Origin of the sequence: Bacteroides fragilis (genome assembly GCF_019583405.1) — a bacterium.
GTDB lineage: Bacteria > Bacteroidota > Bacteroidia > Bacteroidales > Bacteroidaceae > Bacteroides > Bacteroides fragilis_B.
Map to the genome: position 1 here is coordinate 103,828 of NZ_SZUU01000007.1, position 25,387 is coordinate 129,214.

Below are 25,387 nucleotides of genomic sequence, written 5' to 3' on the forward strand. Positions count from 1 at the left end.
CGGATGAAAAAGAAATATTATATTTTCCCTTGAAAAAGAGCCACTTAAGTAAGAGCGTGAAACGCAAAGAAATAGAAAGACATCGACACAGCCCGGTTTCATAATCATGAGGTCCCCGGTTCAATCCCGGGTCCCGCTACCAAAAGAAAATTAGCGTTTAGGAGGCTTCCACTCTTGGGCGCTTTTTTATTGCCCGACACACTGCTTCCCTCATACATTTCACTCAGTTATCAACAAGGTTATTAACAGGTATCCACTAAAGTTATCAACAGGATAACAAAATAAGCTTCAATTGATTACAAGTTTACATTCATTCTATTAACCATTACTTCAAACAGGCTATCAACAAGGGAAAATAATAATGTTTCAACGATGTAAGTCTATTTACTGAAACAAGGTAAATGCAGGGAGTCAAAACAAACAATCTTATCGAAAGGTTCAACCATCTACTTTTTTATCAAAGCACATATACTTATTAAAATAGCAAATATCCCCCGCTAAACCTTATAGGAGAAAATTGGGGAGTAAAAGTTCTAACATTACTCCATAAGATTAAAAATCAAGTAATTATAAGTATTACTTACATTCCTGCAAAAGGCTTGTTTTAACGTACTGTTAAAACAAGCCTTTTGATAATAAAGAAGAAGTCTTTTGTGCACAAAAGACTTCTTCTTTGCAAATAGAAAAAAAACGTTCTGAAAAAGGCATTAACAATGTTAATAGAAAAAGGCTACGCTCCTATCTATTTTCAGATCCCGGCAAGCCGTATGATCCAATCGAGATTCACAGAAACGTAACCTTTTGGGCTTGAGAAATCATTTTAAGTTCAAATTACTTCTTACCGATGTGATTGCTGCATTAACTGGTGTAACGGACTTTTGAGTGCAATAATCAAACTCTGCAGATTTGTCGCCGGTAAATGATTTCCATTTTAGCTTTAATTTGACAGTTTTACCATTTGTATCCGGCAGACCATCCAGTTTAAAAGCGACCAGACCATCTCCCATCGTACCATATGTATCTCCGTATGCATGATGACGGAATTCTACCTCATAAGGACTTTCCGGATTCTGGCTTAACAATAAATTTACGAAATGGGCTTTATGATAGTCTCCCCACGTTGTTCTGAAACGTAGAGTCAAATAACCATCTTCTGCAATAGTCACCCAGTCATTCACAATTTCGACTGGATCCGTACCATATACAACATCATTTTCCGTCCCCAGATCAGGTGCAATCGATTTGGTCAGAATACTATCTATCCAGTTCACCTGTATGGCCTTATCATATTTTCCGCCTGATTCATCCAATTCATCATAATTCACCAATGCCCTTACTTCTTTCTCGCCAAAAGGAGAAGAGGTCATATTAGTAGGCAACAATGTCGTGCTATTATTCAACTGTAAAAAGCATGAACCATCAGTCGCGTTTTTCACCGTTACAAGAGCATTAGGAAATCCTCCTACATAATAGTACTTATCATTGTCATCCAGACAAGACTGTAAACCGGCAGAACAAACAACCGCCATCGCAATTATAACTCCTTTATTCAAGAATGAACAGACTTTCATAATAGATTTCATTTTCATTAGACATTCAAAATAGGTTCTCTCTATTTATAGAAATAAAACAATTCCGAAAAGCCTGCATCCAAGAATGTTAATTAAAAATAATATCAACGGCAAAGAGTACTTTCAGGTCCCAAATATGATCTTTTGAGGCCACCCATATCAATTACGATTTTCTGAATCACTGTTCCGGGATCTCCACAACGAATCTGCAAGGTATGTTTGCCGGGGGATTTTACATAAAGGGGCGATTTGTTCACCCTGCAATTCTTCAATACACTATCATACCAGATCTGCGAGTACTCTATGGCCGAAGTAGATGGAGTGGAAATAGAGCCATCGTCAATACGAAGACTGTATTTCGTATCCGAATTGGTATGCTCTGGTAGTTTGTAATCCCGCTCAGCATGCAAAGGAAAAGTTGGCAGCACATAGGTGTACACATCAACTATCCCTACATTGAAAGTATAGAAATCATATTCTACCCTGGGGGTCTCACCCGATCGGTACATCTGTAACGGAGCTGTCGGACTGCCTATTTGCAAGGCAGAGCCTTCGAAGCCCAATCCAGGTAGTATGCGCATCTTGATGTCATTACTCTCAAATTTACGGTGAAAGTCAGTAGCAGGCAGAGATACATAACCATTTTCTTCCACAAAAAGCCCTTGTAACTCTTCCCGTGCCGGAACCATCGGATTGAATACAGATACAAACACACGCTCTTTCTGCATTCCGGAAAAGAATTCTATAACTCCTGTGACCTTCTCTCCTACAGGGACTTTATCCCAGTCGATAGATACCCGAACCCGATCTTCCGTAGAAGTAGTGCCCGATTGACAGGACAAAACAATCCATTCGTCAGAGGCTGCCGAATTCCAAGCCAATTTTCCACCTCCTTGATTATAAATATCGATCCAGTGACTTTTGCGGGAATATGTGTTGAACGTAGGTAAAGCATGACAATTGAAACCTCCCCGGTTCAGTTGTTCGCTTTCGGCCTGAACAGCTAATTTCGGATCGCCTGCCGGCATATAGCACTCCTCCATCAAGGGAAGCATAAAATAAGAACTACTTCCATCATAATTTTGTCTTAGTGACATCATGTATTTCCACTTACCATTCAGGAGAGAGTTATACCTGTCGGTAATGATCTCTAAACTATCGTGGCAACATTCTGCTTCGCTCTTCAGATTGTTGGCAGCGGCACGTTTCTGGCGCACATACTGCCGGTAAAGCTGCCCTGTCATATTCATTCTATTCATCAATTCAGCGCCTTTTACCGGATAATACAACAGCTGGTACAGAGCAGGTCTGGCCGCCTCTTCTAAAGTAGCCAGCATATCTTCTGCCTTTTTACCGATACGCCGGTACTCTGCCAGACGTTTCCCAGCCTCATCATAATTCGCAAAAGAAAACTCTGTATCAGTACGTTTTTCTCCTCCTCCCCAATAATTATTCCAATATCCCCAACCCATATATTCAGGTTTTCTGGAAAAAGCCAGGTTTATATGCGAGCAAGTTATATCCTCCAACGTATTGTAATATTGTTCTCCAAACATCTTTGCCAACCAACGGGCAGGATAGGTATGCACATTTTTTTCGTTGAACTGCTCAATATCATAAGCCATGTCGAGAAAAAACGAAACTTGTGCCTCGGAACCTTTCAGGTCTCCGCAATTCGCCAACCAAATACGATCGGCTGTAGTATCATACGCTTTGCGAAGTTCTTCATACATCAATGCCGGAGGAGTGGTGCTAAACCATAAATAGCTATGGGGTACCCCGAGGTAGGAAAGGTGATAATATACCCCCGCACGTCCCGCACGCTTTTGTTCCTGCGGACCACTCAGCCGCTTCATGTAACCAAAGTTATCATCTGCCCAAATAATAGTGACATCTTCCGGCAGCTCCAGACCATTCGAATAAATATCCAATACCTCTTTATAGGGAGTAAATGCCTGGGGAATGGTTTCGACAGGCTTATTAATATGCTGGGCTATCAGATTCCGCTGATCCTTCAATGCACTCTCCAGCATCTTTACCTTCTCTTTCATCGGCACATTGCCACCTCCCATGGCGGCGTCATGCAATCCTCTTAAAGCTAATGTATATACATTCTCGTAAGTGCAAATTTCCTTCACACGATTGCTTAATATTTCGTTAATCTTATTTTTGTTAGCGTTATAATCCCACGGCCCCATCGTCTCACTATGCCACTCACTGGCTGTATTTAACAATAGAGGTTCACAATGACTGGACCCCATGACAATGGCAAATGTATCGGCTACCAGTTTATTCTCAGGAATCCGGTAAAATGCCGTGGATACAGGATGCATAGCCGGAGCCAGGTGGTTAGCTTTCAAACGCAGCAACAACTCGCAAATCTTCGCGTAGGTACGGGGACCTATATTACCACGTTCTTTCTCAAAGGTTTTAGCTGCCCAAGGTTTCAACCCCCAGTCTTCATCATTCAAAAAGATACCTCTATATTTCACCGAAGGAGTTTTAGAGTAAGTGGCCGGAGCATCAACATACAGTACTTCATGCTTTTTTATCGGGACATCGGCCCACCAATACCAAGGAGACACCCCTATCATCTCGGAGATGGAAAACAGACCATAAGCAGCTCCCCTCCGATCACTCCCGGCTATGACCAGGACTTTATCCACCCCCGGATAAGGTTTGTCGACCGTTTGAATCAGATATCGTTCCCAAGCCCCTTGCAACGGGCGTATATCGATTTTCCCCTTTTGCGCCAACTCCTGAATCCATTTATTCTTTTCAATAGTTCCGACAATAACCAGGAAGTTCGCTCTTTCACGCTTTTGGATTAACTCAGGCTTTCGGCCGGTCACTCTTTCAACGTCAAAAGTAAATAACTCTGCCGATTTTTTGATGACCAGTTCATCATTTACATCATAATAAATTTTGGCTTGTAACTTAGGAGTAGTCAAAACAAAGCTGGTCTTCCCCTCCGAAAGTCGCTCTTGCACACGAATCTGTGCGTAAGAAGTGCAGGCATACAAAAGCACTGCCAATAAAAATAAATGTCTCATTTTGTGTTTCTGTTAGTGTTATTTCATTCTATGCAAAGATACGTATTCCTGCGGGTAAGCCAAAGTTTCTTATAAAAACAGTTTCTTCAAAAAACATCCCCTATATTCATAAAACGAAACATATCACACATCTCGTTTCATGAATATAGGGGATCAATGAAAGTTATCGAAAAATTAATAACCGGATTGCCCAAAGGCCCAATCACAGTATCCTTTGGGTAAAGAGCGGGATTTGCCACCAAAAGTCACAGAAAACGGTTGTTTCAAGTTACAATGCAGATTCACGATTTGTTTTTCATCTGCCTTTACTGTCAGTGTATTACCTTTTCCGGATACACGACAATTATATCCAACCACCTCACCATTTGGACGTTCTATCACAAAAGCATTAGTCAGTACCGTCTCACCAATACACTTAAACAGTTCGTGCACATCATTATCCTGAGAGTTAATCGTCTGCCAGTCACTAATCATATTAACATATTGTTCGCCAATAATTAATTCCCGGGTATCATATAAACGCGGCTGAGGATTACCAAAACTTAACGAATCGGCTGTAAAACGCGTATCATGGCTACACGCCTGAACAGCTTGTACATAAGGATCTACCACAAAAGCCCAGCGTAAATCACCATTTTTATAGTCTATCAAATTAGAAAAGGCACCCATTGCATTGAATGTCTGTTTCAACCACTTTTCATCTCCGGTCAACAAATAAGCATAATAAGTAGCATAACCTCTCCAACCACTCCAACCATGAGGAGAATTAAACATATTAGGTAGCATTTCCACATCATATTGAGCTTCCCAATAACGCATAGTCCCCCCACGACGACGCCCATCAGGAACTCGAAGTTGAGTTAGACATGAATGACTTTTCAGAATCTCAAGCATAGCATCTGCATAATATTTTCGTAGTGTTTCGTCTTCCTGCATCAATGCTAACATACCGATTTGAAGAGCAGAGCAAGAAATCATACCATCTTCAAACGTCATTTCACCTTCAGTCTGAAAGTCACCACGTGAATGAACTAACTGATCAATAGCACATTTGGCTGAATTATAATGTCTTTCAGCAGCCGACTTCCAGCGACTATCTTTCTCCGCAAGTTTCTGCTCTGCTAAAGTTAGCTCTAAAATACTTTTAGCAACATAAATAACGCTTGTGTACACTGTATGCCCGTTAATATAAGCTCCATCTTCACGCTGCCAATGGTCAATCAGCCAATCAGCCAACAAAGAAGCCTTCTCTAAATCTTCCATTTTTCCTTCAGCTTCATACTTATCAACTAACATTCCAATCGTAGTAGAAGTATTCTGAATACGAAAATCATAATACAATGGCTTCACCTCCTTTTTATCATGTAGTAAATCGTACAGATAATCAAACCGTTTAGCCACAGCCTCATCTATATTTGAATCAGGGAAATATTTGCTGGCAATAAAAGCTGAATAAAATCCATACCAACTTTCCGCATGTGAGGTTGCTTTCTGATGGTATTTCATTGTCGCTTTACGTGCTTGTTCCAAGGTCCAACGCCAAGTGGCATGAGCCGTCAAAACGGCCTCGGATTCCTTATCACCATCAATCACAGTAGCCTGATACAAGCCAACAGTAGGTAGTACAACTTTAGCCAAATAACGTCCAACTGCCTTTTTTGTCAAAGTTACAAGAACCTGGTTTCCTTTATCATCCGTAACCTTAACTATTGGTTTTTCTCCTATCACTTCAAACTGGGCCTCTTCTCCAGGCCTATAAGCTGTTTGTTCGATCTGAATCAATGGAATACGAGCTACTTTATTAAGTGCAGTTTCCAAATTATCCAACGTACGAATATTAACAAAAGCAATTGTCCATGTTTTAGATTCACCTTGTTTCAACTGCCACAGATTCTGTGGATTCCTTTCGGGTAAAGGCAGGGCATTAATTAAATCCAGATTGAGTGATTCAATACGATGTCCCATAAACCAAAATGGTTTAGGATCCATATACCCTAGATTATAATCTACACTCCACGAAGCTATTGGTTGAGGAGATACCAAAGCCAATGTATGCTCTTTTGGAGTTTGCAAGTACCCATAAAAATGTGTTTTCTCGTTACGCATTAATGTCGGAAAATATTTTCCAAACCAATCGGGGTATTTATCCATATAAGTATCAATCCCCAGTTTAAGTCCAGCTCTATCAGGCTGAAAAGGGACATTACCGTTATTGATCATAGTTACCGTCATAGCTGGCTGGTGGTTCCAGGCATGATACAATATACGACATTCTATACCGTCAATAGCCGTACGGAAAGTATATTGTTCACCATCAGGTATCCACTTTCCGCGTGTATCTTGCCCATCCATTCTGATATAAAAACATGGGCCATCATTTTTTTGGTTTTTAAAGAACGGAATCGTATCGTTACCTCCTTTCTCTTTAAAAATTAGCTTATCTGTATAACCATCTTGAGTGATATGCCATTCCCAATTGGAATTTTTCACTACGGTTTGCGCTGATAAAGGTAAAAAGCCGGCAAATAGAAGAGCCTGCAAAAGTTTTTTCATATAAATCATAATGTATATAATTATCTATATTATTAATACCCGGGGTTCTGAATAATCTTTCCTTTCCCCTCGTTAATTACTGATTGCGGCAATGGCATTAAAGTCATATAATCTTCAGCAGTTTGTGAATCTTTATACTTACGCGCAAATTCAATGTATTTACCATGGCGTATCAAGTCTGTACGACGAAGACCTTCAAACCAAAATTCATGTCCCCGTTCCAACAGCCACTTATCTAAGAAATCTTGTACATTTGTAAAATCACTCAATACATATAATTTTAATCCGGCACGTTCACGCACGGTATTCAATAAATCAACAGCTTCTTGTGTAACAGCATTATTTTTACGAACAATAATTTCAGAAAGCGAAGTCAAAACATCAGCATAACGATAAACGATCCAGTCAATCTGACTCTCAGCCCCAGTAGCAATCGGATCTTCTCCATATTTAATGGGAAGAGCACCTTTTAATAAAACAGTTCCTCTATTTTCTTTATTATAATGTACTCCATCTAGCCCGATGAAATCGGCAGTCACTTTTTCTAAACGTTTATCAATAAGTTCGAATGTATCATAAAATGACCAAGTCATACGAAAGCCACCCCATTTCTGAATATTGGGATTCGTTGTCGGTACCTCACTTGAAAGAACATGTGCCAGCCACATCTGCGTATTCACCGCAGGATCGCATTGGCAAGCCCAAATCGTTTCTGCATTTTTTTCATTTTCTAACGTAAAAATGTCTTTATATTGTGGTACTAATTTATAGCCATATTCAGGTTTCATTAACTCACGTGCGCAAACTTCCGCCTTATCCCAATCTTTCTCGTGCATATACAACTTCATCAAAACAGTATATGCTAATCCTCGGGTAAAACGTCCATAATTAGGGTCACTGGGCACATAACTCGCAGGTAGCTCCAAAGCTGCTCTCAACTCTGTTTCAATAAATAAAACCGTTTCTTCTTTTGTCTTCCTGGGAATAATAATTTCAGTTCCAGTATTTTCCAATTCTTTCAAAGAAGCAATTTGGATAGGTCCATACAAATCGTACAACAAGTAAGCCAACCAACCACGAGCACAATGTAATTCAGCATTCAATTGCACCTTCTTTTCATCATTCATTGAAATATCCGCAATACGGTCTAACGTCAATGTCATTTTACTAATATCACGAACATACTTATAGTATTGGTTCAACCCAGAAGAGTTAGCCGTAAAGTTTACATTTAGAACATCCGGCCAATAAGAATCATTCCATTGGCAATCACCGATATCTGTTGTCATGTCAGTGGTAATCTGTACTCCGGTCCATGCGACATAAAAAAGATGATAAGAATTAAAAGGAGTATATGCCGCCGAAGTCACCAAAGCTTCTGCATCTTCTTCTGTTTTAGGAAAGATATTCGGATTAATTACATTGTACATCTCTGATTCGAGATTCGTACACGAAACCATTATCCAAAAAGCTACCAAGCTATATATTAATTTTCTCATTTTATCAGAATTATAATGTTTCACAATAGATTAAAATGTAATATCAATACCGATACTATAACTTCTCACATTGGGATAAGCCCAAGTTGAGTTATCTGTTTCAGGATCTAAACCACCATATGGAGTGATAACAAACGGATTATTTACATCTGCGTATACACGCAAATTGGACAACACATTCTTCTTAATTGGTAGATTGTATCCTAACGTTATGTTGCGACAGCGGATAAACCAGCTTTTCTGCTTATAGTAATCACCAATCCCCCAAGTACTCCTATCCTGGAAAAAGCCGGGACGAGTAGCATCTTGATTATCATGTGACCATACCTCCGATGCGGATTTAGGCATATTATAGCCCCGGTAGATGTTCACAATTCCTGTCATACCACTGGAACCTGTTAACCATAAGTCTTTATACGAACCATAATTTACCTTATCAAACTGACCATACATATAAATATTGAGGTCAAATCGTTTATAACGTAATGTATTATTAAATCCGAACAAATAGCCAGGATCGTCCGAACCATAGAAAACCTTATCTGCGTCATTCAGCTTACCATCCGGCTTTCCGCTTTTCTGTGGTTTGCCATCCTTATCCACTTTAATTGAGCCATCCTCATTATATATAAAGCCATCGATATCTTTAATCTTTACCTGCCCCGGAAGTGCACCCGGCATATGTGAAATACTTTCCCCTACCTGAACTAATCCGTCTGATAAAAATCCATAACTACCTCTCAAAGGCGCATGATAAATAGAATAAGCCGATGGTTTCCAACTTGAGTCACGTTCTTTCCACTTATCACGATAGAAAGAGAAGGTTAAATCCGTTGTCCAACTAAAATCACGTGTATTAATATTATTTGTATTTATCGTCAACTCTAATCCAGAACTTTGTGTTTTACCAATATTAGCAGCTATTTTATCAACTTCCTGATATGAAAGTAAAGTACGTTCACTCAACAAATCGGATATTACTTTATAAAAATACTCAGCCGTTACATTAATCTTTCCATTAAGAAAGCCTAAATCCAAACCCACATTCAATTCACGTGAAGTCTCCCACTTGATATCAGGATTACCAAGTTGACTCAGATATACTCCATTATATTCAGTTTCTGTATCTCCAAACGTATAGTTATTACCTACCTGATAATAACTGATTGCCCTGTTACCGATATTGGAATTACCAGTTTCACCATAACTAACACGAAATTTACCATTTGATAGTACATTGTTCAATGGTGTCATAAAAGATTCTTCAACAAAACGCCAACCCAAAGCTACTGAAGGAAAATAGCCCCAACGATGTTCCTTTGTAAAATTTGAAGCACCATCCGCACGTAATGTAGCTGTCAACAGATAACGGTCTTTAAAAGAATAGTTAAAACGTCCAAAGAAAGAAGCCATTTCATTACGTGAAGCAGAAGACCCCACACCCGGTTTAGGAGCATTACCTGCACCCAAATTATGATATAAGAAACCATCAATCAGAAAACGATTATTCGAACCGTCTAAAGATTCATCACTAAAAGACTGGAAAGAATACCCGGCAATTGCCCCAAAATCATGATCACCGATTTTTTTATTATATGAAGCTGTCAATTCCATCAGAAGGTCCAACTTATCATAGTGAGACACAGCCGCACTTCCTCCCTCTTTTTGTCCATACAAAGTAGTTTTTGGCAAATAAGTTTGACGTTCCATGTAGTTGAGATCCATACCGAAATTTGCTTTCAACTTTAAAGCTTTTATAGGCTCTGCCTCAACAAAAGCAGTCGCCAACAAACGGTCTTTCAAACTTTTATCCGTAATTTCAAGTAACGACACTGGATTAGGAAGAAAAGAAGCTGCACTATTAAGTACGTAGTCTCCATCTTCATCTTTAATTGGTAACAAAGGATTAAATTGTGCAGCTGAAACCATAATAGAAGCATTCTCATTCTGTCCGGCCCCCAACGGAACATTATCATACTCATTACGGGACATTGTCAAATTCACTCCCATCTTAATGAATTTACTGAGCTCTTGATCCAGATTGATTCGGAATGTATATCGATTCATCTCATTCTTTTTCACAACTCCCTTTTGCTTAAAGAAATTACCTGAAACCAAGTATTTTGTCTTTTCTGAACCACCGGTTATCGATATATTATGAGAAGTCTGAAAACCCATACGGGTAATTTTATCAAACCAATTAGTATCATTTGCTGGACTACTAATCTGATTGGGTGAATAAAGATCTTGGTAAGGAGTACTTGCTTCACTTTCTAATTTACCTCCATAAATACCAATTTTATTGATCCGCATCCATTCTTCTTTCTGATAACGGTTAGACTGAATCATAAAGTCAGATGCACTCAACATATCATAGGTTTTAGCCATACTCTGAACAGAAGCCGTACCAGAATATTGTACTTTAGGCGTACCACTTTTCCCTCGTTTTGTAGTAACAATAATTACACCATTTCCAGCACGTGCACCATAAATGGCTGTCGAGCTTGCATCTTTCAGGACCTCTATCGACTCAATGTCATTCGGATTGATAGAGCCAAGTATATTATCCTTATTTCCGTCTTCATAACGTCCGGTTGATAAACTTCCCGGGTCACTCACAGGAAAACCGTCTATAATAATCAGGGGATCATTTCCTGCAGCAGTTGAAGATGCAGCTCCACGAATACGGAAAGTTGACCCTCCACCCGGCTGGGCACTAACTGTGTTTACTTGCAATCCAGCAGCTTTACCTGCCAATGCATGACTTACCGTAGAGATTGTACTTAAGGGAGTATCATCCATCTTCACTGATGCTACAGCTCCGGTCAGGTCCTTTTTCTTCATAGTACCATAACCTACGACAACAACTTCATCTAAAGTTTTAGTATCTTCCTTCAGCGAGATAGTTAATTGATTCCGGTCTTTTACAGTTATATCTTGCTGTATATATCCAATATATGTAACCTGTAATACTGCGTTATCCGGCACTTCTAACTCAAAATCTCCATTGAGATTGGTAATTACTCCTGTTGTCGTACCTTTTACTAATACATTTGCTCCGATAATCGCCTCGCCACTGGCATCTTTTACAACTCCTTTCACTTTCTTTACCTTTGAAGCAGGCTTTTGCTCCACCGGCACAATAACGATGTAGTTGCCGTTCTTTTTGTATGTATAACCCGTATCTTTCAGGATGGTTGCCAATATCTCCAGGACTTCAGTTTCTTTCTGGTTTAACGAAACCTTACGAGAGACGTTCAGGTGTGAATCATTATAAGCGATTTTATACTTCGAAGATGCTTCGATCTTCTCAAACGCTTGTTTCAATGATACTGTTCCATCCCGAAACGTAACTTTCTGGGCATGTACTTGCAGAGAACCCGCCAACATCAAACCAAGGCAAAAGGTTGCCACTCGGATTGATCGATTTTTGTTCATAATATTATTTTTTTTAGTTAAACAATAGCCGTCCTTTGGCGACTTTTACAATAGGACAGTCTGTTATTTAACTACACCCAACGATAAAATGTTAACAAAAGCTAATATTTAAAATCTTATTCGATATAAATATCTTTCCCCTCTATCTGATATTCAAGTCCCGGAATCATTTCTTTGATCAGCATCATTACATTTTCTATCGACTCATTAGGATAAAAATGAATAGTCAGATTATTGGATTGATAAATAGAAGTCTGTAAATGTACCTGAACCGAATAGGCGCGTTCTAAGGTCTGCATCACTTCTTTAAACGGACTACTACTAAAATACAAACCTCCATCTCTCCAGTCAGAATAATCAGAAGCTTTTACCCGTTTTCGCTCTATATGTCCAGTAGACGGGATATAAACGATTTGATCATCAGGCTCCAGTAAATAGGATGAATTGGAACGATTCAGCAACATACGAATGGATCCTTCTTCCAAAGTTGTCACGACCTTATCGATATTAGGATAAGCATTTATATTGAACTCCGTACCGAGTACACTGATTGAAATAGAGTTCGTTTTCACAATGAAAGGACATTCTTTATTTTTCGTTACTGAGAAATAACCTTCACCGGCCAGATAAACTTCACGTTCATCTCCAATGAACGAAGATGGATAAACCAACAGAGAACCGGAATTGAGCCAAACTTTCGATTGATCGGGTAAGATAATTTGTTCCCTCTTCCCATTATTAACATAGTATTGGATGAAGGTCACATTACTGAGTTCATTCTTGATAGTAAGAGTTTCTGTATATAAATAAGCAGAACCGAATAAAAGCAATAGAGGGATGATGATAGATGCAGCAACCCAAGTCCACCGGGGAATACGGAAACGCGGAGAGTCCGCTTCCAACTTCACAGAGCTTCCTCCAATCTGTTGTTCCAGCTTCTCAAACGCTCTTAATGTTTCGTGTTCATCCCCTTCCGGGAAACCGATCTGTTCCCAAATACCAGACAAAGCCTCCTCTTTCTCTTGCTTGCTGTTTGTGTCGGTTAATCGTTTATACACTCTCCCCGCCACCTCTTCCGATGCCGGATGATGGAAAAAGTAAGTGATTATATTTTTTAAATAACTCATTCTATTAGTAATTTATAATAGGACGTATAAATCCGAGTTTATCCCTAACCGTATTAACATAAATAGAGAAAAATAAAGAGTAACAAAGCATTTTTCAGTTCTTTCAATGCCAGGTTAAGATGGTTCTCAACTGTTTTTTTACTTATCTGCAACTTTTCCGCTATTTCTGCATTGGTAAGCCCAGCCTCCCGGTTTAACCGGAAAATCGTTTGCCGTTGAGGAGGCATGTTCTCTACCACCATATCAATCAATAATTGCAAATCTTTGGCAACTAACTCTTCGTAAGGTGTAGTATCCGTAGACTCTTCCACTGAATCAGCCCTTTGATCATCCTGACGATTCTGCCTGGAACGCAAATAATTGAAAGTTGTATTTTTAGTCAAAACATACAGATAAGTACCAAAGACTTCCACTTCACGAAATCGTTCCCGATGGGTCCACAGCTTAAGAAAAACCTCTTGTGCCAAATCTTCCGTTTCACTCTCTGATTTAACCAATCCCATAATAAAAGAGCGCACCTTTGGATAATAACGCACAAACAATGTCTTAAACGCTATATGGTTTCCTTGTGAGAATTGGACGACCAGCAATTTTTCATCTGCGATTTCAGAATGCATTATTATACCTCGCTTAAAAGATTAACTTAGACAAGTATCAGATTATATATCAATACGCTGACAAAAATAACAAAAAAAGCTTAATATAAAGATGTTATAAGTTGTTTTTTCCGGAAAATGCCCTACAGAGCCACAAGTTCACCTCTGTCATTTACAATCATCATCAAGCCTTCAGTCTCATCACGAAGCAGCTCCCCTTACCCAATTCGCTCTGCACGGTCAACGTACCTCCATGTGCTTCTACAAAGTCTTTTGAGATAGACAATCCTAAACCACTCCCCTGCACCTTGGTGCCCGGCACACGGAAATAACGATCAAAAATACTTTGGTGATATCGCGGATCAATACCCTTCCCAAAGTCCTGGACATAGAGTTCGATATACTCTTCTTCACGCCGTGCACCAATCACCACCCGTCCATTCTCTTTAGAATAGCGGATTGCATTGCTCAAAAGATTAGTAAGCACCCAAGCTATCTTTTCACTATCCACAAATAACTTAGGTATCTTCTCTTCAGGGTACTCCACTTCTATCTGTATATTGAATTTATCGGCCTGTACCTGATTGGCCTTAATGGCATATTCAATCAGTTCGATAGGTTTTGTAATTTTCGGCATCATCTGAAGTTTACCGGCTTCCACCTGAGTCATATTCAGTAATTCTCCGGTAATATCAAGCAAACGTTGGCTGTTATCCTTTATATTCTTTGACAGCTGTTCTTGTTCTCCATTCAGAACTCCTACCCTCTTGTCCTCCAATAGCTGAAGGCTCATCATAATGGCAGAAATGGGGGTCTTCAGTTCGTGAGAAATAGTGGAAATGAAGGTTGTTTTTGCCGAATCGAGTTCCTTAAATTCTGTGATATTTTTCAGCAAAATGACGTCTCCCAAATTACGGGCTTCTCCTTTTTCTGCCTCTGCATTCTCAATCGGGATATAAGAAGCCTGGAAATAACTTTCTTTATTATCCGCATAGATTTTCAAGGGTTCATTCTTTTCGCCGGGAGTCACCAGTTCACGTATCAGTCTGCGCAGCAGATCATTCTTCAAAGAAAGTTCCTCAGCCGAGTGTCTAATCACATTCTCACGCTTCATATTGAGCACATTCAGTGCTTCATTATTAATAAAAAGAATTTCCCGTTCGGTATTCAGCCCGATAATCGGTTCATGGATACTATTGACTACAGCCTCAAGAAATTTTTTTGCAGAAAGAATATCAGCTAACGTACTATCACGATATTCTGTCAGTTTCTCTGCCATACGATTAAAACTATCGGAAACCTCCCTGAATTCTTCATACCCCTTCATATCCAATCTCTTTTCATAATTATGATTGGCTATTTCCAGAATTCCACGAGTCAGTTCCTTTACCGGTCTATTAATGGAGCGGGGTAGCCAAATAAGCAGAACCAACCCCGTCAAGATACAAATACCACCCGTTATGGAAATCCATAAAAGAGCACGTTCCAGAGCAGGCATAGCAACCGGACTGTCGGGTTCCGTAGCCGTCAAAATCTGAAGATTAACCACTGAAAGTGTTACCAGTAAAATGATCATTCCGGCCAATATTCCGATGCCGAAAAGTAATTTGGTTTTTATATTCATAATCGATAATGAAACTAAATCATTTTTTATGCAAGTATAATCAAATCTACGTTCGCTTGTGCCAGATTATTTAAAAATCTGCGATATTTCAATATTCCGCACACAGCGCCGGGCAATCGGAGGAAAGGGGAACCCATACAAACAGTGGATATTTGTTTCTCTTTGCAAACCTGTACAATGCTCTGCAATACATCTCTCGACTGCACCTGCACCACTTCTCCCCCCAACTCTGTCACCAGTTTGAAATGATTCAACAAATGACGCTGACTGGCCAGATCGATACGCTCCATGCTCTCTCTGGGAGTCTGTACATAGAGTGCAACAAACGAGGTGTTGTATCGGGTAGCCAGACGGGCTGCTTTCCGTATAATACGTCGGGGAGCCTTTTCCTGACTACTGATGCAAGCCATAAATTTTTCATGACGAACCCCAAGACCAATACTCATCACAACTTCATTTTCCACTTTCTTCTCTACTCGCAATGCGACCTCTTTCAAGGCTAATTCACGGAGTTGCAAAATGTTTTCAGTCTTAAAAAAGTTATTGAGTGCGGTCTGAATCTTCTCCGGTTTATATATCTTCCCCGCTTTAAGCCTGGTAATCAGTTCTTCGGCTGTGAGATCAATATTCACAACCTCGTCAGCCTCTTGCAGTACGCTATCGGGAATACGTTCCCGAACTTCAATGCCTGCTATATCCTGCACTTCTTCGTTCACACTCTCAATGTGCTGGATATTGACTGCCGAAATCACATTAATGCCTTCATCGAGCAATGTCATCACATCCTGCCAACGTTTCTCATTTAGACTTCCCTCCACATTGGTATGTGCCAGTTCGTCCACTATCACAATTTCGGGATGAATACGGATAATTGCCTCCAAGTCCATTTCCTCAAGCTCTTTCCCTTTATAAAACAGTTTCCTACGCGGAATAACCGGCAAGCCTTCCAATACAGCTTCCGTCCCGGCACGCCCATGTGTTTCAATATATCCTATCCGGACATCTACTCCACTATCAATCAAATCATGTGCTTCCTGAAGCATCCGGTAAGACTTGCCTACACCGGCAATCATACCGATGTAAACCTTGAACTTACCACGACGTGATCTCTTGATCAAATCGAGGAAATGCTGTACACTCTCTTCTCTATCCATATTTATTCATTTTTTATACTGCATAACCCGTAACAGTATCACTACTGCTACGGGCCGGCTAACAACTTCATGAGTTTTTAAGTTATATCTGATTTCACGGTTTTAAAGTGATACCAAACACCAAATGTGCATCTTCCATACGAGGATTCCAAACAACCTGTGCAAATATAGGCAAAGCAAACGTATCATTGAATCTAATCCGGGTAGTTCCTTTCAAAGCAACATTGGTCACAGCGAATCCATCACAATTGTACTGAGGAGCCGCATAAGGGACAATACCGCAAGTTGCGTTCAGATCTACCATCTTTACACAGAAAGGATAATTGAACTCGAGATAAGACGAGTAATTCTGTTTGCCTTCCGCATTCTTATCTTGTCCGGCAAACATGGTATACCATGCTATAGATAAAGGAAACTTTTCAGACTGGATGGCATAAGTAAGTCCTGCTTCAAAATGGTGAGCGGTTTCATGACTTTTAAAATTAAAGTATTTACGTGCTCCCTGTCCTGCCCACCATAAATCTGCAACTGAAAAAGTCAATCCGGAATTGCCTAAAGTATAAGCAGCAGTCAGATCTATCTCTTTGGCAGCAGCTCCGGCCGAAGCGGAAGTCCCGTCAAAATCTGTAGATCCCCATGCTGTCAGCGAAAAACCTCCGGTACTGAAACTCAGGGTCGGCTGAATGCTGGCCCCTGTCTGATACATTCCACGCCAGATGTAAGAACTTACCAGATCGCCCTGAATATTGAACTGTTGAGCATTTGCATTTATGCCTCCCCAACAACACATAGTCACAAGTGCCAGTGATGTTAAAATCGTGTTTTTATTTATAATATTTCTCATATTCATTTCCTGTTTACCTTTGTCTCTTCAAGAGCTATATTCAATTTTAATACATTTACTTTCTCGGTTCCGAATATCCCTAACAATGGTTTCTCCGCTGCCTTATCTACAATATTTCTGACTTCCTCTACATCCATACCACGTGCCTGAGCAACTCTTTTCACCTGCACATAAGCACTTTGAAGAGTGATGTCGGGATCCAGTCCCGAACCACTGGCCGTCACCATTTCGGCAGGCACATCTTTACGAGACAAGTATGGATGGTGAACCAGGAAAGTGTCGATACGTGATTTCACTTCTGCCAGATATTCCGGATTGGTAGGCCCTTTATTACTACCAGATGAACTGGTTGCATCATAACCGTCACCTGCACATGAAGGGCGTCCCCAAAAGTAAATATCCTCCGTAAATTTTTGTCCGACATTGGCGGCACCGACCACTTTACCGTTCAATGTCACCACCTCCGCATTACCCTGATTGGGACCGGCTACCCGAGCAAACAACCATAACACGAGAATATAGAACACTGAGAAGAATACACAAAACACAAGCGTTATCTTGATAGATTTTAATAATGTTTTCATTGTTTGAATATTTAGAAGAATAAACTGACTACCAAATCGATTAACTTGATTCCGACAAAAGGAACTATCACCCCTCCTAACCCATAAATCAGCAGGTTACGACGAAGTAGCGCCGATGCTCCGATCGGTTTATACTGTACTCCTTTCAAAGCCAATGGAATTAAGATCGGAATAATAATAGCATTGAAGATAACAGCCGAAAGGATCGCACTTTCCGGACTGTGCAGATTCATGACATTAAGTGCACCGAGTTCTGGAATAGCCACCATAAACAGGGCAGGTACAATAGCAAAGTATTTGGCCACATCGTTTGCAATAGAGAAAGTTGTTAACGTACCGCGAGTCATCAGCAGTTGCTTTCCGATTTCCACAATCTCTATCAACTTCGTCGGATCGTTATCAAGGTCGACCATATTACCGGCTTCCTTGGCCGCCTGGGTACCACTGTTCATTGCCACACCGACATTAGCCTGTGCCAGAGCAGGAGCATCATTCGTTCCGTCGCCCATCATAGCCACCAACTTACCTGACTGTTGTTCCTTACGGATATATTCCATCTTATCTTCGGGTTTTGCCTCAGCGATGAAATCATCTACTCCTGCCTTCTCTGCAATGTATTTAGCGGTCAGGGGATTGTCACCGGTCACCATCACCGTTTTCACTCCCATCTTTCTCAAGCGCTCAAAACGCTCCTGAATTCCCGGTTTGATGATATCCTGCAACTCAATAACCCCTGTTACCTTCTGGTCGACACACACTACCAGCGGTGTACCGCCATTACCCGAAATTTCAGCTATCACTTCTTCTATTTCTTTCGGAAATTTATTTCCTGCAGCCTCCGTTATTTTACGGATTGCATCGAAAGCCCCTTTACGGATTTGTGTACCATCGGACAAATCAACCCCCGAACATTTGGTTTCGGCAGTGAACTGAATCATGCGTGCACCGGTCGTATTAAGACTCCGCATGCGTACCCCCGATTCACGTCCTAACTCTACGATGGACTTACCTTCAGGCGTTTCATCCGAGAGGGAAGCCAGCAGACAGGTCGTAATAAACTCACGCGGACCGACTCCCGGTGCCGAATGGAATTTTGTCGCTCTACGATTACCAATCGTAATGGTACCCGTTTTATCTAACAGCAGAGTATCAATGTCACCTGCCGTCTCAACAGCCTTACCCGATTTCGTAATCACATTGGCACGCAGTGCACGATCCATACCGGCAATACCGATTGCAGAAAGCAGTCCCCCGATAGTAGTCGGAATCAAACAGACAAACAGAGAAAGAATAGCTGCGATCGAGATGGCCGTTCCAGGATGCTCAAGACTGGTATAATCAGCAAACGGAATCAGAGTGACGCAAACGATGACAAACACAAGTGTAAAACCGGCCAACAGAATGGTCAAAGCTATCTCGTTCGGTGTCTTTTGTCGGCTGGCACCTTCTACCAAAGCAATCATTTTGTCGAGAAAACTTTCACCGGGCTGTTGTGTCACCAATACCTTGATGTGATCCGAAAGCACTTTAGTTCCACCGGTCACCGAACTCTTATCTCCACCTGCTTCACGAATCACAGGAGCAGATTCACCGGTAATGGCACTTTCATCAATCGAAGCCAATCCTTCGATAATCTCTCCATCGGCAGGAATCGTATCGCCTGCCTCACACACAAAAATATCTCCCTTTTTCAGCATTGAACTGCTCACCGTCTGAATCTTGTCACCCATCACCAGTCTGGCAGGAGTTTCCTCACGTGTCTTACGCAGGCTATCCGCTTGTGCTTTGCCACGGGCTTCGGCTATCGCTTCGGCAAAGTTGGCAAACAACAAAGTGATAAACAAAATCAGGAATACACACAAATTATATCCGAAAGCACCATACTCCGGAGTGAACAGAGAGAACACCGTCACCACCAACATAATAAGGGTAACTATCTCTACTGTAAACATGATCGGATTCTTTACCATCATTCGCGGATTTAACTTCACAAACGATTGCTTGATACTTTCCATTACTTGCTCCTTTTGAAACATAGAAGCTGACATTTTATTTTTCATAACTATATTATCCTGCTATTCTTATAAACTTAAATGTTCGGCAATCGTACTTAATGCATGCACAGGGAAGAAAGACAAGGCTGCAACGATAAAGATAACAGCGAAAGTCATCATGGCAAAAGTCGCAGTATCCGTTTTCAATGTACCGGCACTTTCGGGAATAAACTTTTTCTGTGCCAAAAGTCCCGCAATGGCTACCTGACCGATAATTGGAATAAAACGGCTCAGGATAAGCACAATCCCACATGTCCAGTTCCAAAAGTAAGTATTATCACCCAACCCCTCAAAACCGGAACCATTGTTGGCTGCCGAAGAGGTATATTCATAGAGTTGTTCGCTGAGCCCGTGGAAACCGAGGTTATTCAACCAGCCTCCTTCACTCTCTACAAAATCGGGATGATGTGTATAAACGTAACTTGAAATGGCAGTAAACACAAGGATAACAAACGGATGGAGCAAAGCAACGAGAGTTGCAATCTTCATCTCCCGAGCTTCTACCTTCTTTCCCAGAAACTCAGGTGTACGTCCCACCATCAAGCCACTGATAAACACGGCCATAATAATGAAGGTATAATAATTCATCCATCCGACACCGACACCACCAAACCAAGTGTTAATCTGCATATTCAGCATTTCGACCATTCCACTAAGCGGCATAGTCGAATCGTGCATGCCATTGACTGATCCGTTAGAGGTAACCGTTGTAGTAACACTCCACAATGCTGTGGCTCCGGCCCCAAGCCTTACCTCCTTGCCTTCCATCGCACCATGATCCTGAGTAACTCCCATCTCATCGATACGTGGATTACCTCCCATTTCCTGCTGAACATTAATGAAAACTCCGGCCAGATAAGCAAACAGCATCACTCCAAAGATGCTATATCCTAACTTTCTGCGATTGGTATAGAAGCCCAAAGCCAACGCCATTGCCATCGGAATGATCAAGATTGACCAGCATTCAACCATATTAGTCAGATAAGTAGGGTTCTCCAGCGGATGTGAAGAATTAACCCCGAAATAACCGCCACCATTGGTTCCCAGTTGTTTAATAGGAATAATTGCAGCCGCAGGTCCTTGCGATACCATCTGTTCCTGTCCTTCCAGGGTAGTCACCTTCATCTTACCATCAAATCCCATCGGTGTTCCCTGCAAAATCAGGACGAAACCGACAATCAACGAAAGGGGTAATAAAATACGTGTACAGCTTATCACCAGGAAATGCCAGAAGTTACCTATTGTTCTGGTGGATTTGGCAGCCATACTTTTCATGATACCGGCCATAGCGGCCATCCCCGTAGCAGCAGTGATAAATTGGAACAGCATAATAACGAACAGCTGGGTAAAATAAGTCAATCCGCTCTCGCCACTATAATGTTGCAAATTGCAGTTTACCATGAAACTGATGCAGGTATTGAATGCTTGATCGGGTGTCTGAGGTCCGTTACCATCGGGATTGAGTGGCAGCCAACCTTGTGATACCAGCAGTACCATTCCCCATACAAACCAGAAGGCATTCAAAATCAACAAGGCTTTGAGAAACTGTTTCCAATTCATCTCCTCTTGCGGATTTATACCGCATATCTTATAAATCACTCGCTCTACAGGAGCCATAAAGTCCGACCAAGTCTTCTCTCCCATATAAACCCGGGCTATGTAACGTCCCAACGGATAAGCTAATACCACCATTAGGACGATTTGCACCGTCACTCCTAAAATTTCTGTATTCATTGCTTTACTTCCAATTAAAACTTCTCGGGCCGAATGAGCACATACGCCAAATAGCCGAAAAGTGTAATACTTATTACAAATAGTGTTGTGTACATAAACTTAATTCTCCTCTCTCTTTAAATTGTTTCAAACCAATCGACACATTTCCAAAACAGCCAGAAGCAGACGATGCCGCTCAACAGGCAGAAAATAAATGAAACTGTTATTCCCATGTTCTTTACCTTTTAATTAGAATGTTTATATTTCTGTTTTACCTGAAACAATTAATGCCAAATGTGTGCCAAAAATGAAGAGAGTTAGTATAATCAACTAACATACAGACAGATAAAACAAATAGGGTATCCTCGTCAGTGCAAGGATACCCTATCATTTTGAAAAGGTATGTTTTATTTTGAAAGGGAGAAAAGCATAAACCCGGACAAGCAAGTATATTCCTGTCCGCTCAACTGCCAAGTTTATATTCTTCTATTTTCCGATATAAGGTAGTTAATCCGATTTTCAGCAAACGTGCCGCTTCAGTCTTATTCCCTTTGGTATGCTCCAATACCCTGGCAATATGCCTGCGTTCCATGGCTGAAAGTTCGAAGCTGCCCGGCATTCCTTCATCAGACTTTTCATAATGGCTGTTCTGTATTTCAAGCGGAAGGTCGTCTACATCCAGACAATCACCCTCACAGACAATCAGACTTCGTTCGATGGCATTACGCAATTCGCGGATATTGCCTTTCCACGGTTGTTGACATAAAGCCTCAAGATAAGCAGACGTAATAGTACCCACCGGATGTGAAAGCTTCTCCGAGAAAGAACGGACAAACGATTCAGCCAAAATCTTAATATCCCCCGTACGTTCACGCAAAGGCGGAAGATGTACCTGAAATACAGAAAGGCGATAGAACAAGTCCTCACGGAAGCGTCCGGCTGCTATCTCAGCAGGTAAATCCCGATTCGTAGCAGCAATGATGCGTACATTGATGCGGGTAGGCTTCGTATCTCCTATCTTGATATATTCACCGGTTTCGAGGATGCGCAATAGTTTGGCCTGCAATTCAAAAGCCATCTCACCAATCTCATCCAAAAAGATTGTTCCATTGTTGGCTTCCTCAAAAAGCCCCTTCTTATCTTTCAACGCACCGGTAAACGAACCCGCCTTATGCCCAAACATTTCACTCTCCAGCAACTCTTTACTGAATGAAGAGCAATTGACCGCTACAAAATTCTGCTGCGACCGCTTGCTGTTATAATGTATCGACTGGGCAAAGACCTCCTTTCCGGTCCCTGTTTCACCTGTCAGCAACACAGGGACATCAGTCACTGATACTTTACGTGCCAGTGACACCGCTTCTTTCAATGCCTTCGATTCGCCAAGTATAGTGTCAAACGAATACATCAGTCCGACTTTTTTCTCAAGCTTATCCAAACGGATATTCATTCGCGCTTTCTCTACAGCACGACTAATGAGAGGAATGATCTTATTATTATCATCTCCTTTTGTAATGTAATCGAAAGCTCCGTTCTTAATGGCCTGCACACCGTCGGGTATATTACCATGAGCCGTCAGCAGGATGATTTCTACTCCGGGTGCTTTTTTCTTTATTTCCGTCACCAGGTCTACCCCGTTTCCATCCGGAAGAAATACGTCACACAAAGCCACGTCGGGCATTTGAAGTTCCAATTGTCTGAGCGCTGCCTTGCAATCGCCGGCCTGGCACACTTCATAACCTTCAAGTTCCATCATACGGGCCAGCAGACCACGAATCTGAACTTCGTCATCTATAATCAGAATTTTACTCATGTCTGATAAGTTAAAATGTGAACGGTAAAAAACAGGGTGTGCAAATATAATGGTTTTCTACTACAATGCAAATGATCGGGCTGTGGAAAAAAACAACCTTCAATGGCATATACTTTGATCTTTCATTCATGACATAGTCCCTGAAAATTCGTCTAATCTGCCTTACAAATAGTACAGCAGCGCTTTCAACGGGTAAGATACAGCCGGAACAGGTACTTATATTCCCTCCCATTTTGATAAAAACAACCTAAAATGGAAAGGGGTAACGAACAAAGAAAATATATCGTATAACTCAAAAACAAAAAAATGAAGATCTACAAATTCGGTAATATTCCCACTGGTTCAATCCGGGGAATGCAGGAAATGCTCCAACTGGTCAACGACAGTACACCCAAAATAATCGTTCTATCTGCCCCTACAGAAACTACGGAGCATCTAACGAAAATAGCAGCACATCTTTTCAGCAGAGATACAGAACGGGCGCATGACGAAATAAGCAAACTGGAATTCAGATTCATTGATTTCGCTAACGAACTATTCAACGACAAGTCGATCAAACAACAAGCTGTTGACTCCATCATCGACCGCTTCCGTACCCTATGGAACTTTACCCGGCAACGTTTTACATCGGTCGATGAAAAAGACATATTGTCGCAAGGAGAATTTATAAGCAGCATGCTGTCCGGCCTTTATCTGAAAGAACGGGGAATCAATAATCTATTGCTTAACAGTCTTGACTTTATGCGACTGACTCCGGAAGGAGAACCTGACTTGGAATACATCAGTAAAAAACTGCACACATCCATGGAAGACAACAAACACATCAACGTGTTTCTTACCCAAGGACACCTCTGCCGGAATGCTTATGGCGAAACCTGTTTTCTCAAGCCGGGTGGAGACGATGCTTCTGCCACATTAATCGGAGCCGCCCTACGGGCCGAAGAAATACGGCTATGGACAGGTGGTAATGGCATACACAGTTGTGATCCGCATTTCGTGAAACATCCGGCCATGGTTACACAACTCAGTTTCGACGAAGCCGAACGATTCGCCCATTGCGGAGGAACGGGATTCGATCCCTGCTGCATTTTCCCGGCAAGAGAAAGCAATATACCGATACGCCTGTTCTATTCAATGGATCCCACGGAAAAGGGTACTCTGATTTCACACATACAGAGCGGAGAAAGTATAAAAACCATTACTGCCAGAGACGGTATTTGTTACATCAGATTCCAGTCGAACCGGACATTGCGCCCCTACTTGTTCATCAGCAAGATATTCGATGTTTTTGCAAAATACCACACTCCCCTGTGTCTTTTTACTTCGTCCAGCTCGGATGTATCCGTCGCCATCAATGATAAAGAACATCTACCAAATATCCTGCATGAGCTTTCGCGATACGCAACTACGGTAGTAAAGGACCGTATGTGCATCCTGTCGGTCATTGGAAACATACAATGGCAATATACCGGATTGGAAGCCCGAATCCTAAACGCTCTGACAGCCATCCCGATTCGGATGATTTCTTATGGTAGTAATAATAACGACGTTTCTCTTGTTATCAAAGCAGAAGATAAGAAAGAGGCATTACAACTACTGAACGACACCCTGTTTAAGCCTTCAGCTACAATGGTCTCTCATACATGTGCTCCGACATTAAACCGCAGTAAGTGGAACAACACGGACAAACCATCTTTTCTTCTGAAGAAAAGTTGACTAATATAGGGATATTGAGAATACGAATATCCTCATGTCTGTCCACAG

Annotated in this window: 16 protein-coding genes; 1 reads left to right on the top strand and 15 read right to left on the bottom strand. The window is 41.2% G+C overall.

Annotated elements, in window-relative coordinates; all coding sequences use genetic code 11:
* Positions 1–815 precede the first annotated feature (815 nt).
* The 15 genes from FDF36_RS15290 to FDF36_RS15360 form a co-directional block, all read right to left on the bottom strand.
* Positions 816–1,571: a NigD1/NigD2 family lipoprotein gene (locus FDF36_RS15290; protein WP_220391920.1), complete on the bottom strand. Its 756-nt coding sequence runs from the start codon at positions 1,569–1,571 to the stop codon at positions 816–818.
* Positions 1,572–1,675: 104 nt separating this feature from the next.
* The gene (locus tag FDF36_RS15295; RefSeq protein WP_220391921.1) at positions 1,676–4,624 is read right to left on the bottom strand and encodes a glycosyl hydrolase 115 family protein; all 2,949 of its coding nucleotides are present in this window, start codon (positions 4,622–4,624) and stop codon (positions 1,676–1,678) included.
* A 174-nt stretch (positions 4,625–4,798) separates the two neighbouring features.
* Positions 4,799–7,183, bottom strand: a complete 2,385-nt coding sequence (locus FDF36_RS15300; RefSeq protein ID WP_409013162.1) for a hypothetical protein — start codon at positions 7,181–7,183, stop codon at positions 4,799–4,801.
* Positions 7,184–7,209: 26 nt separating this feature from the next.
* A complete protein-coding gene (locus FDF36_RS15305; RefSeq protein ID WP_220391922.1) occupies positions 7,210–8,676 on the bottom strand; it encodes a RagB/SusD family nutrient uptake outer membrane protein in 1,467 nt (488 codons plus the stop codon).
* Between the two features lie 30 nt (positions 8,677–8,706).
* Positions 8,707–12,114 carry a TonB-dependent receptor gene (locus tag FDF36_RS15310; RefSeq protein WP_220391923.1) on the bottom strand — a complete coding sequence of 1,136 codons (3,408 nt, stop codon included), beginning with the start codon at positions 12,112–12,114 and terminating at the stop codon, positions 8,707–8,709.
* A 116-nt stretch (positions 12,115–12,230) separates the two neighbouring features.
* Positions 12,231–13,241, bottom strand: coding sequence for a FecR family protein (locus FDF36_RS15315; RefSeq protein ID WP_005810675.1), 1,011 nt, complete (start codon positions 13,239–13,241; stop codon positions 12,231–12,233).
* Between the two features lie 53 nt (positions 13,242–13,294).
* The gene (locus FDF36_RS15320; protein ID WP_022011483.1) at positions 13,295–13,858 is read right to left on the bottom strand and encodes an RNA polymerase sigma-70 factor; all 564 of its coding nucleotides are present in this window, start codon (positions 13,856–13,858) and stop codon (positions 13,295–13,297) included.
* Between the two features lie 163 nt (positions 13,859–14,021).
* Positions 14,022–15,461: a sensor histidine kinase gene (locus FDF36_RS15325; RefSeq protein WP_005810680.1), complete on the bottom strand. Its 1,440-nt coding sequence runs from the start codon at positions 15,459–15,461 to the stop codon at positions 14,022–14,024.
* A gap of 26 nt (positions 15,462–15,487) precedes the next feature.
* Positions 15,488–16,615: a sensor protein KdpD gene (locus tag FDF36_RS15330; protein ID WP_220391924.1), complete on the bottom strand. Its 1,128-nt coding sequence runs from the start codon at positions 16,613–16,615 to the stop codon at positions 15,488–15,490.
* Positions 16,616–16,709: 94 nt separating this feature from the next.
* The gene (locus tag FDF36_RS15335; RefSeq protein WP_220391925.1) at positions 16,710–17,459 is read right to left on the bottom strand and encodes a hypothetical protein; all 750 of its coding nucleotides are present in this window, start codon (positions 17,457–17,459) and stop codon (positions 16,710–16,712) included.
* A gap of 2 nt (positions 17,460–17,461) precedes the next feature.
* Positions 17,462–18,043 (bottom strand): K(+)-transporting ATPase subunit C, encoded by a 582-nt coding sequence (locus tag FDF36_RS15340; protein ID WP_220391926.1) that lies wholly within the window; start codon positions 18,041–18,043, stop codon positions 17,462–17,464.
* Positions 18,044–18,054: 11 nt separating this feature from the next.
* Entirely contained in the window at positions 18,055–20,103 is a 2,049-nt protein-coding gene (gene kdpB / locus FDF36_RS15345; RefSeq protein ID WP_193683207.1) for a potassium-transporting ATPase subunit KdpB, read from the bottom strand.
* A gap of 21 nt (positions 20,104–20,124) precedes the next feature.
* Complete coding sequence (kdpA, locus tag FDF36_RS15350) at positions 20,125–21,831, bottom strand: potassium-transporting ATPase subunit KdpA (RefSeq protein ID WP_220391927.1); 1,707 nt, start codon at positions 21,829–21,831, stop codon at positions 20,125–20,127.
* Positions 21,832–21,845: 14 nt separating this feature from the next.
* Positions 21,846–21,926 carry a K(+)-transporting ATPase subunit F gene (kdpF, locus tag FDF36_RS21550; protein WP_080546244.1) on the bottom strand — a complete coding sequence of 27 codons (81 nt, stop codon included), beginning with the start codon at positions 21,924–21,926 and terminating at the stop codon, positions 21,846–21,848.
* 347 nt (positions 21,927–22,273) lie between these two features.
* On the bottom strand, positions 22,274–23,623 hold the full coding sequence (locus FDF36_RS15360) for a sigma-54-dependent transcriptional regulator (protein ID WP_220391928.1): 1,350 nt from the start codon (positions 23,621–23,623) through the stop codon (positions 22,274–22,276).
* A gap of 306 nt (positions 23,624–23,929) precedes the next feature.
* On the opposite strand from FDF36_RS15360, the gene FDF36_RS15365 reads away from it, so the two are divergent.
* Positions 23,930–25,339, top strand: coding sequence for an amino acid kinase family protein (locus tag FDF36_RS15365; protein ID WP_220391929.1), 1,410 nt, complete (start codon positions 23,930–23,932; stop codon positions 25,337–25,339).
* The last annotated feature ends 48 nt before the right edge of the window (positions 25,340–25,387 follow it).

Coding starts and splice junctions, on each gene's coding strand:
- FDF36_RS15365 (WP_220391929.1), top strand. CDS start 23,930: ATGAAGATCTACAAATTCGGTAATATTCCCACTGGTTCAATCCGGGGA.
- FDF36_RS15290 (WP_220391920.1), bottom strand. CDS start 1,571: ATGAAAGTCTGTTCATTCTTGAATAAAGGAGTTATAATTGCGATGGCG.
- kdpA (WP_220391927.1), bottom strand. CDS start 21,831: ATGAATACAGAAATTTTAGGAGTGACGGTGCAAATCGTCCTAATGGTG.
- FDF36_RS15335 (WP_220391925.1), bottom strand. CDS start 17,459: ATGAGAAATATTATAAATAAAAACACGATTTTAACATCACTGGCACTT.
- FDF36_RS15330 (WP_220391924.1), bottom strand. CDS start 16,615: ATGGATAGAGAAGAGAGTGTACAGCATTTCCTCGATTTGATCAAGAGA.
- FDF36_RS15295 (WP_220391921.1), bottom strand. CDS start 4,624: ATGAGACATTTATTTTTATTGGCAGTGCTTTTGTATGCCTGCACTTCT.
- FDF36_RS15310 (WP_220391923.1), bottom strand. CDS start 12,114: ATGAACAAAAATCGATCAATCCGAGTGGCAACCTTTTGCCTTGGTTTG.
- FDF36_RS15325 (WP_005810680.1), bottom strand. CDS start 15,461: ATGAATATAAAAACCAAATTACTTTTCGGCATCGGAATATTGGCCGGA.
- FDF36_RS15315 (WP_005810675.1), bottom strand. CDS start 13,241: ATGAGTTATTTAAAAAATATAATCACTTACTTTTTCCATCATCCGGCA.
- kdpF (WP_080546244.1), bottom strand. CDS start 21,926: ATGTACACAACACTATTTGTAATAAGTATTACACTTTTCGGCTATTTG.
- FDF36_RS15340 (WP_220391926.1), bottom strand. CDS start 18,043: ATGAAAACATTATTAAAATCTATCAAGATAACGCTTGTGTTTTGTGTA.
- FDF36_RS15305 (WP_220391922.1), bottom strand. CDS start 8,676: ATGAGAAAATTAATATATAGCTTGGTAGCTTTTTGGATAATGGTTTCG.
- kdpB (WP_193683207.1), bottom strand. CDS start 20,103: ATGAAAAATAAAATGTCAGCTTCTATGTTTCAAAAGGAGCAAGTAATG.
- FDF36_RS15320 (WP_022011483.1), bottom strand. CDS start 13,858: ATGCATTCTGAAATCGCAGATGAAAAATTGCTGGTCGTCCAATTCTCA.
- FDF36_RS15360 (WP_220391928.1), bottom strand. CDS start 23,623: ATGAGTAAAATTCTGATTATAGATGACGAAGTTCAGATTCGTGGTCTG.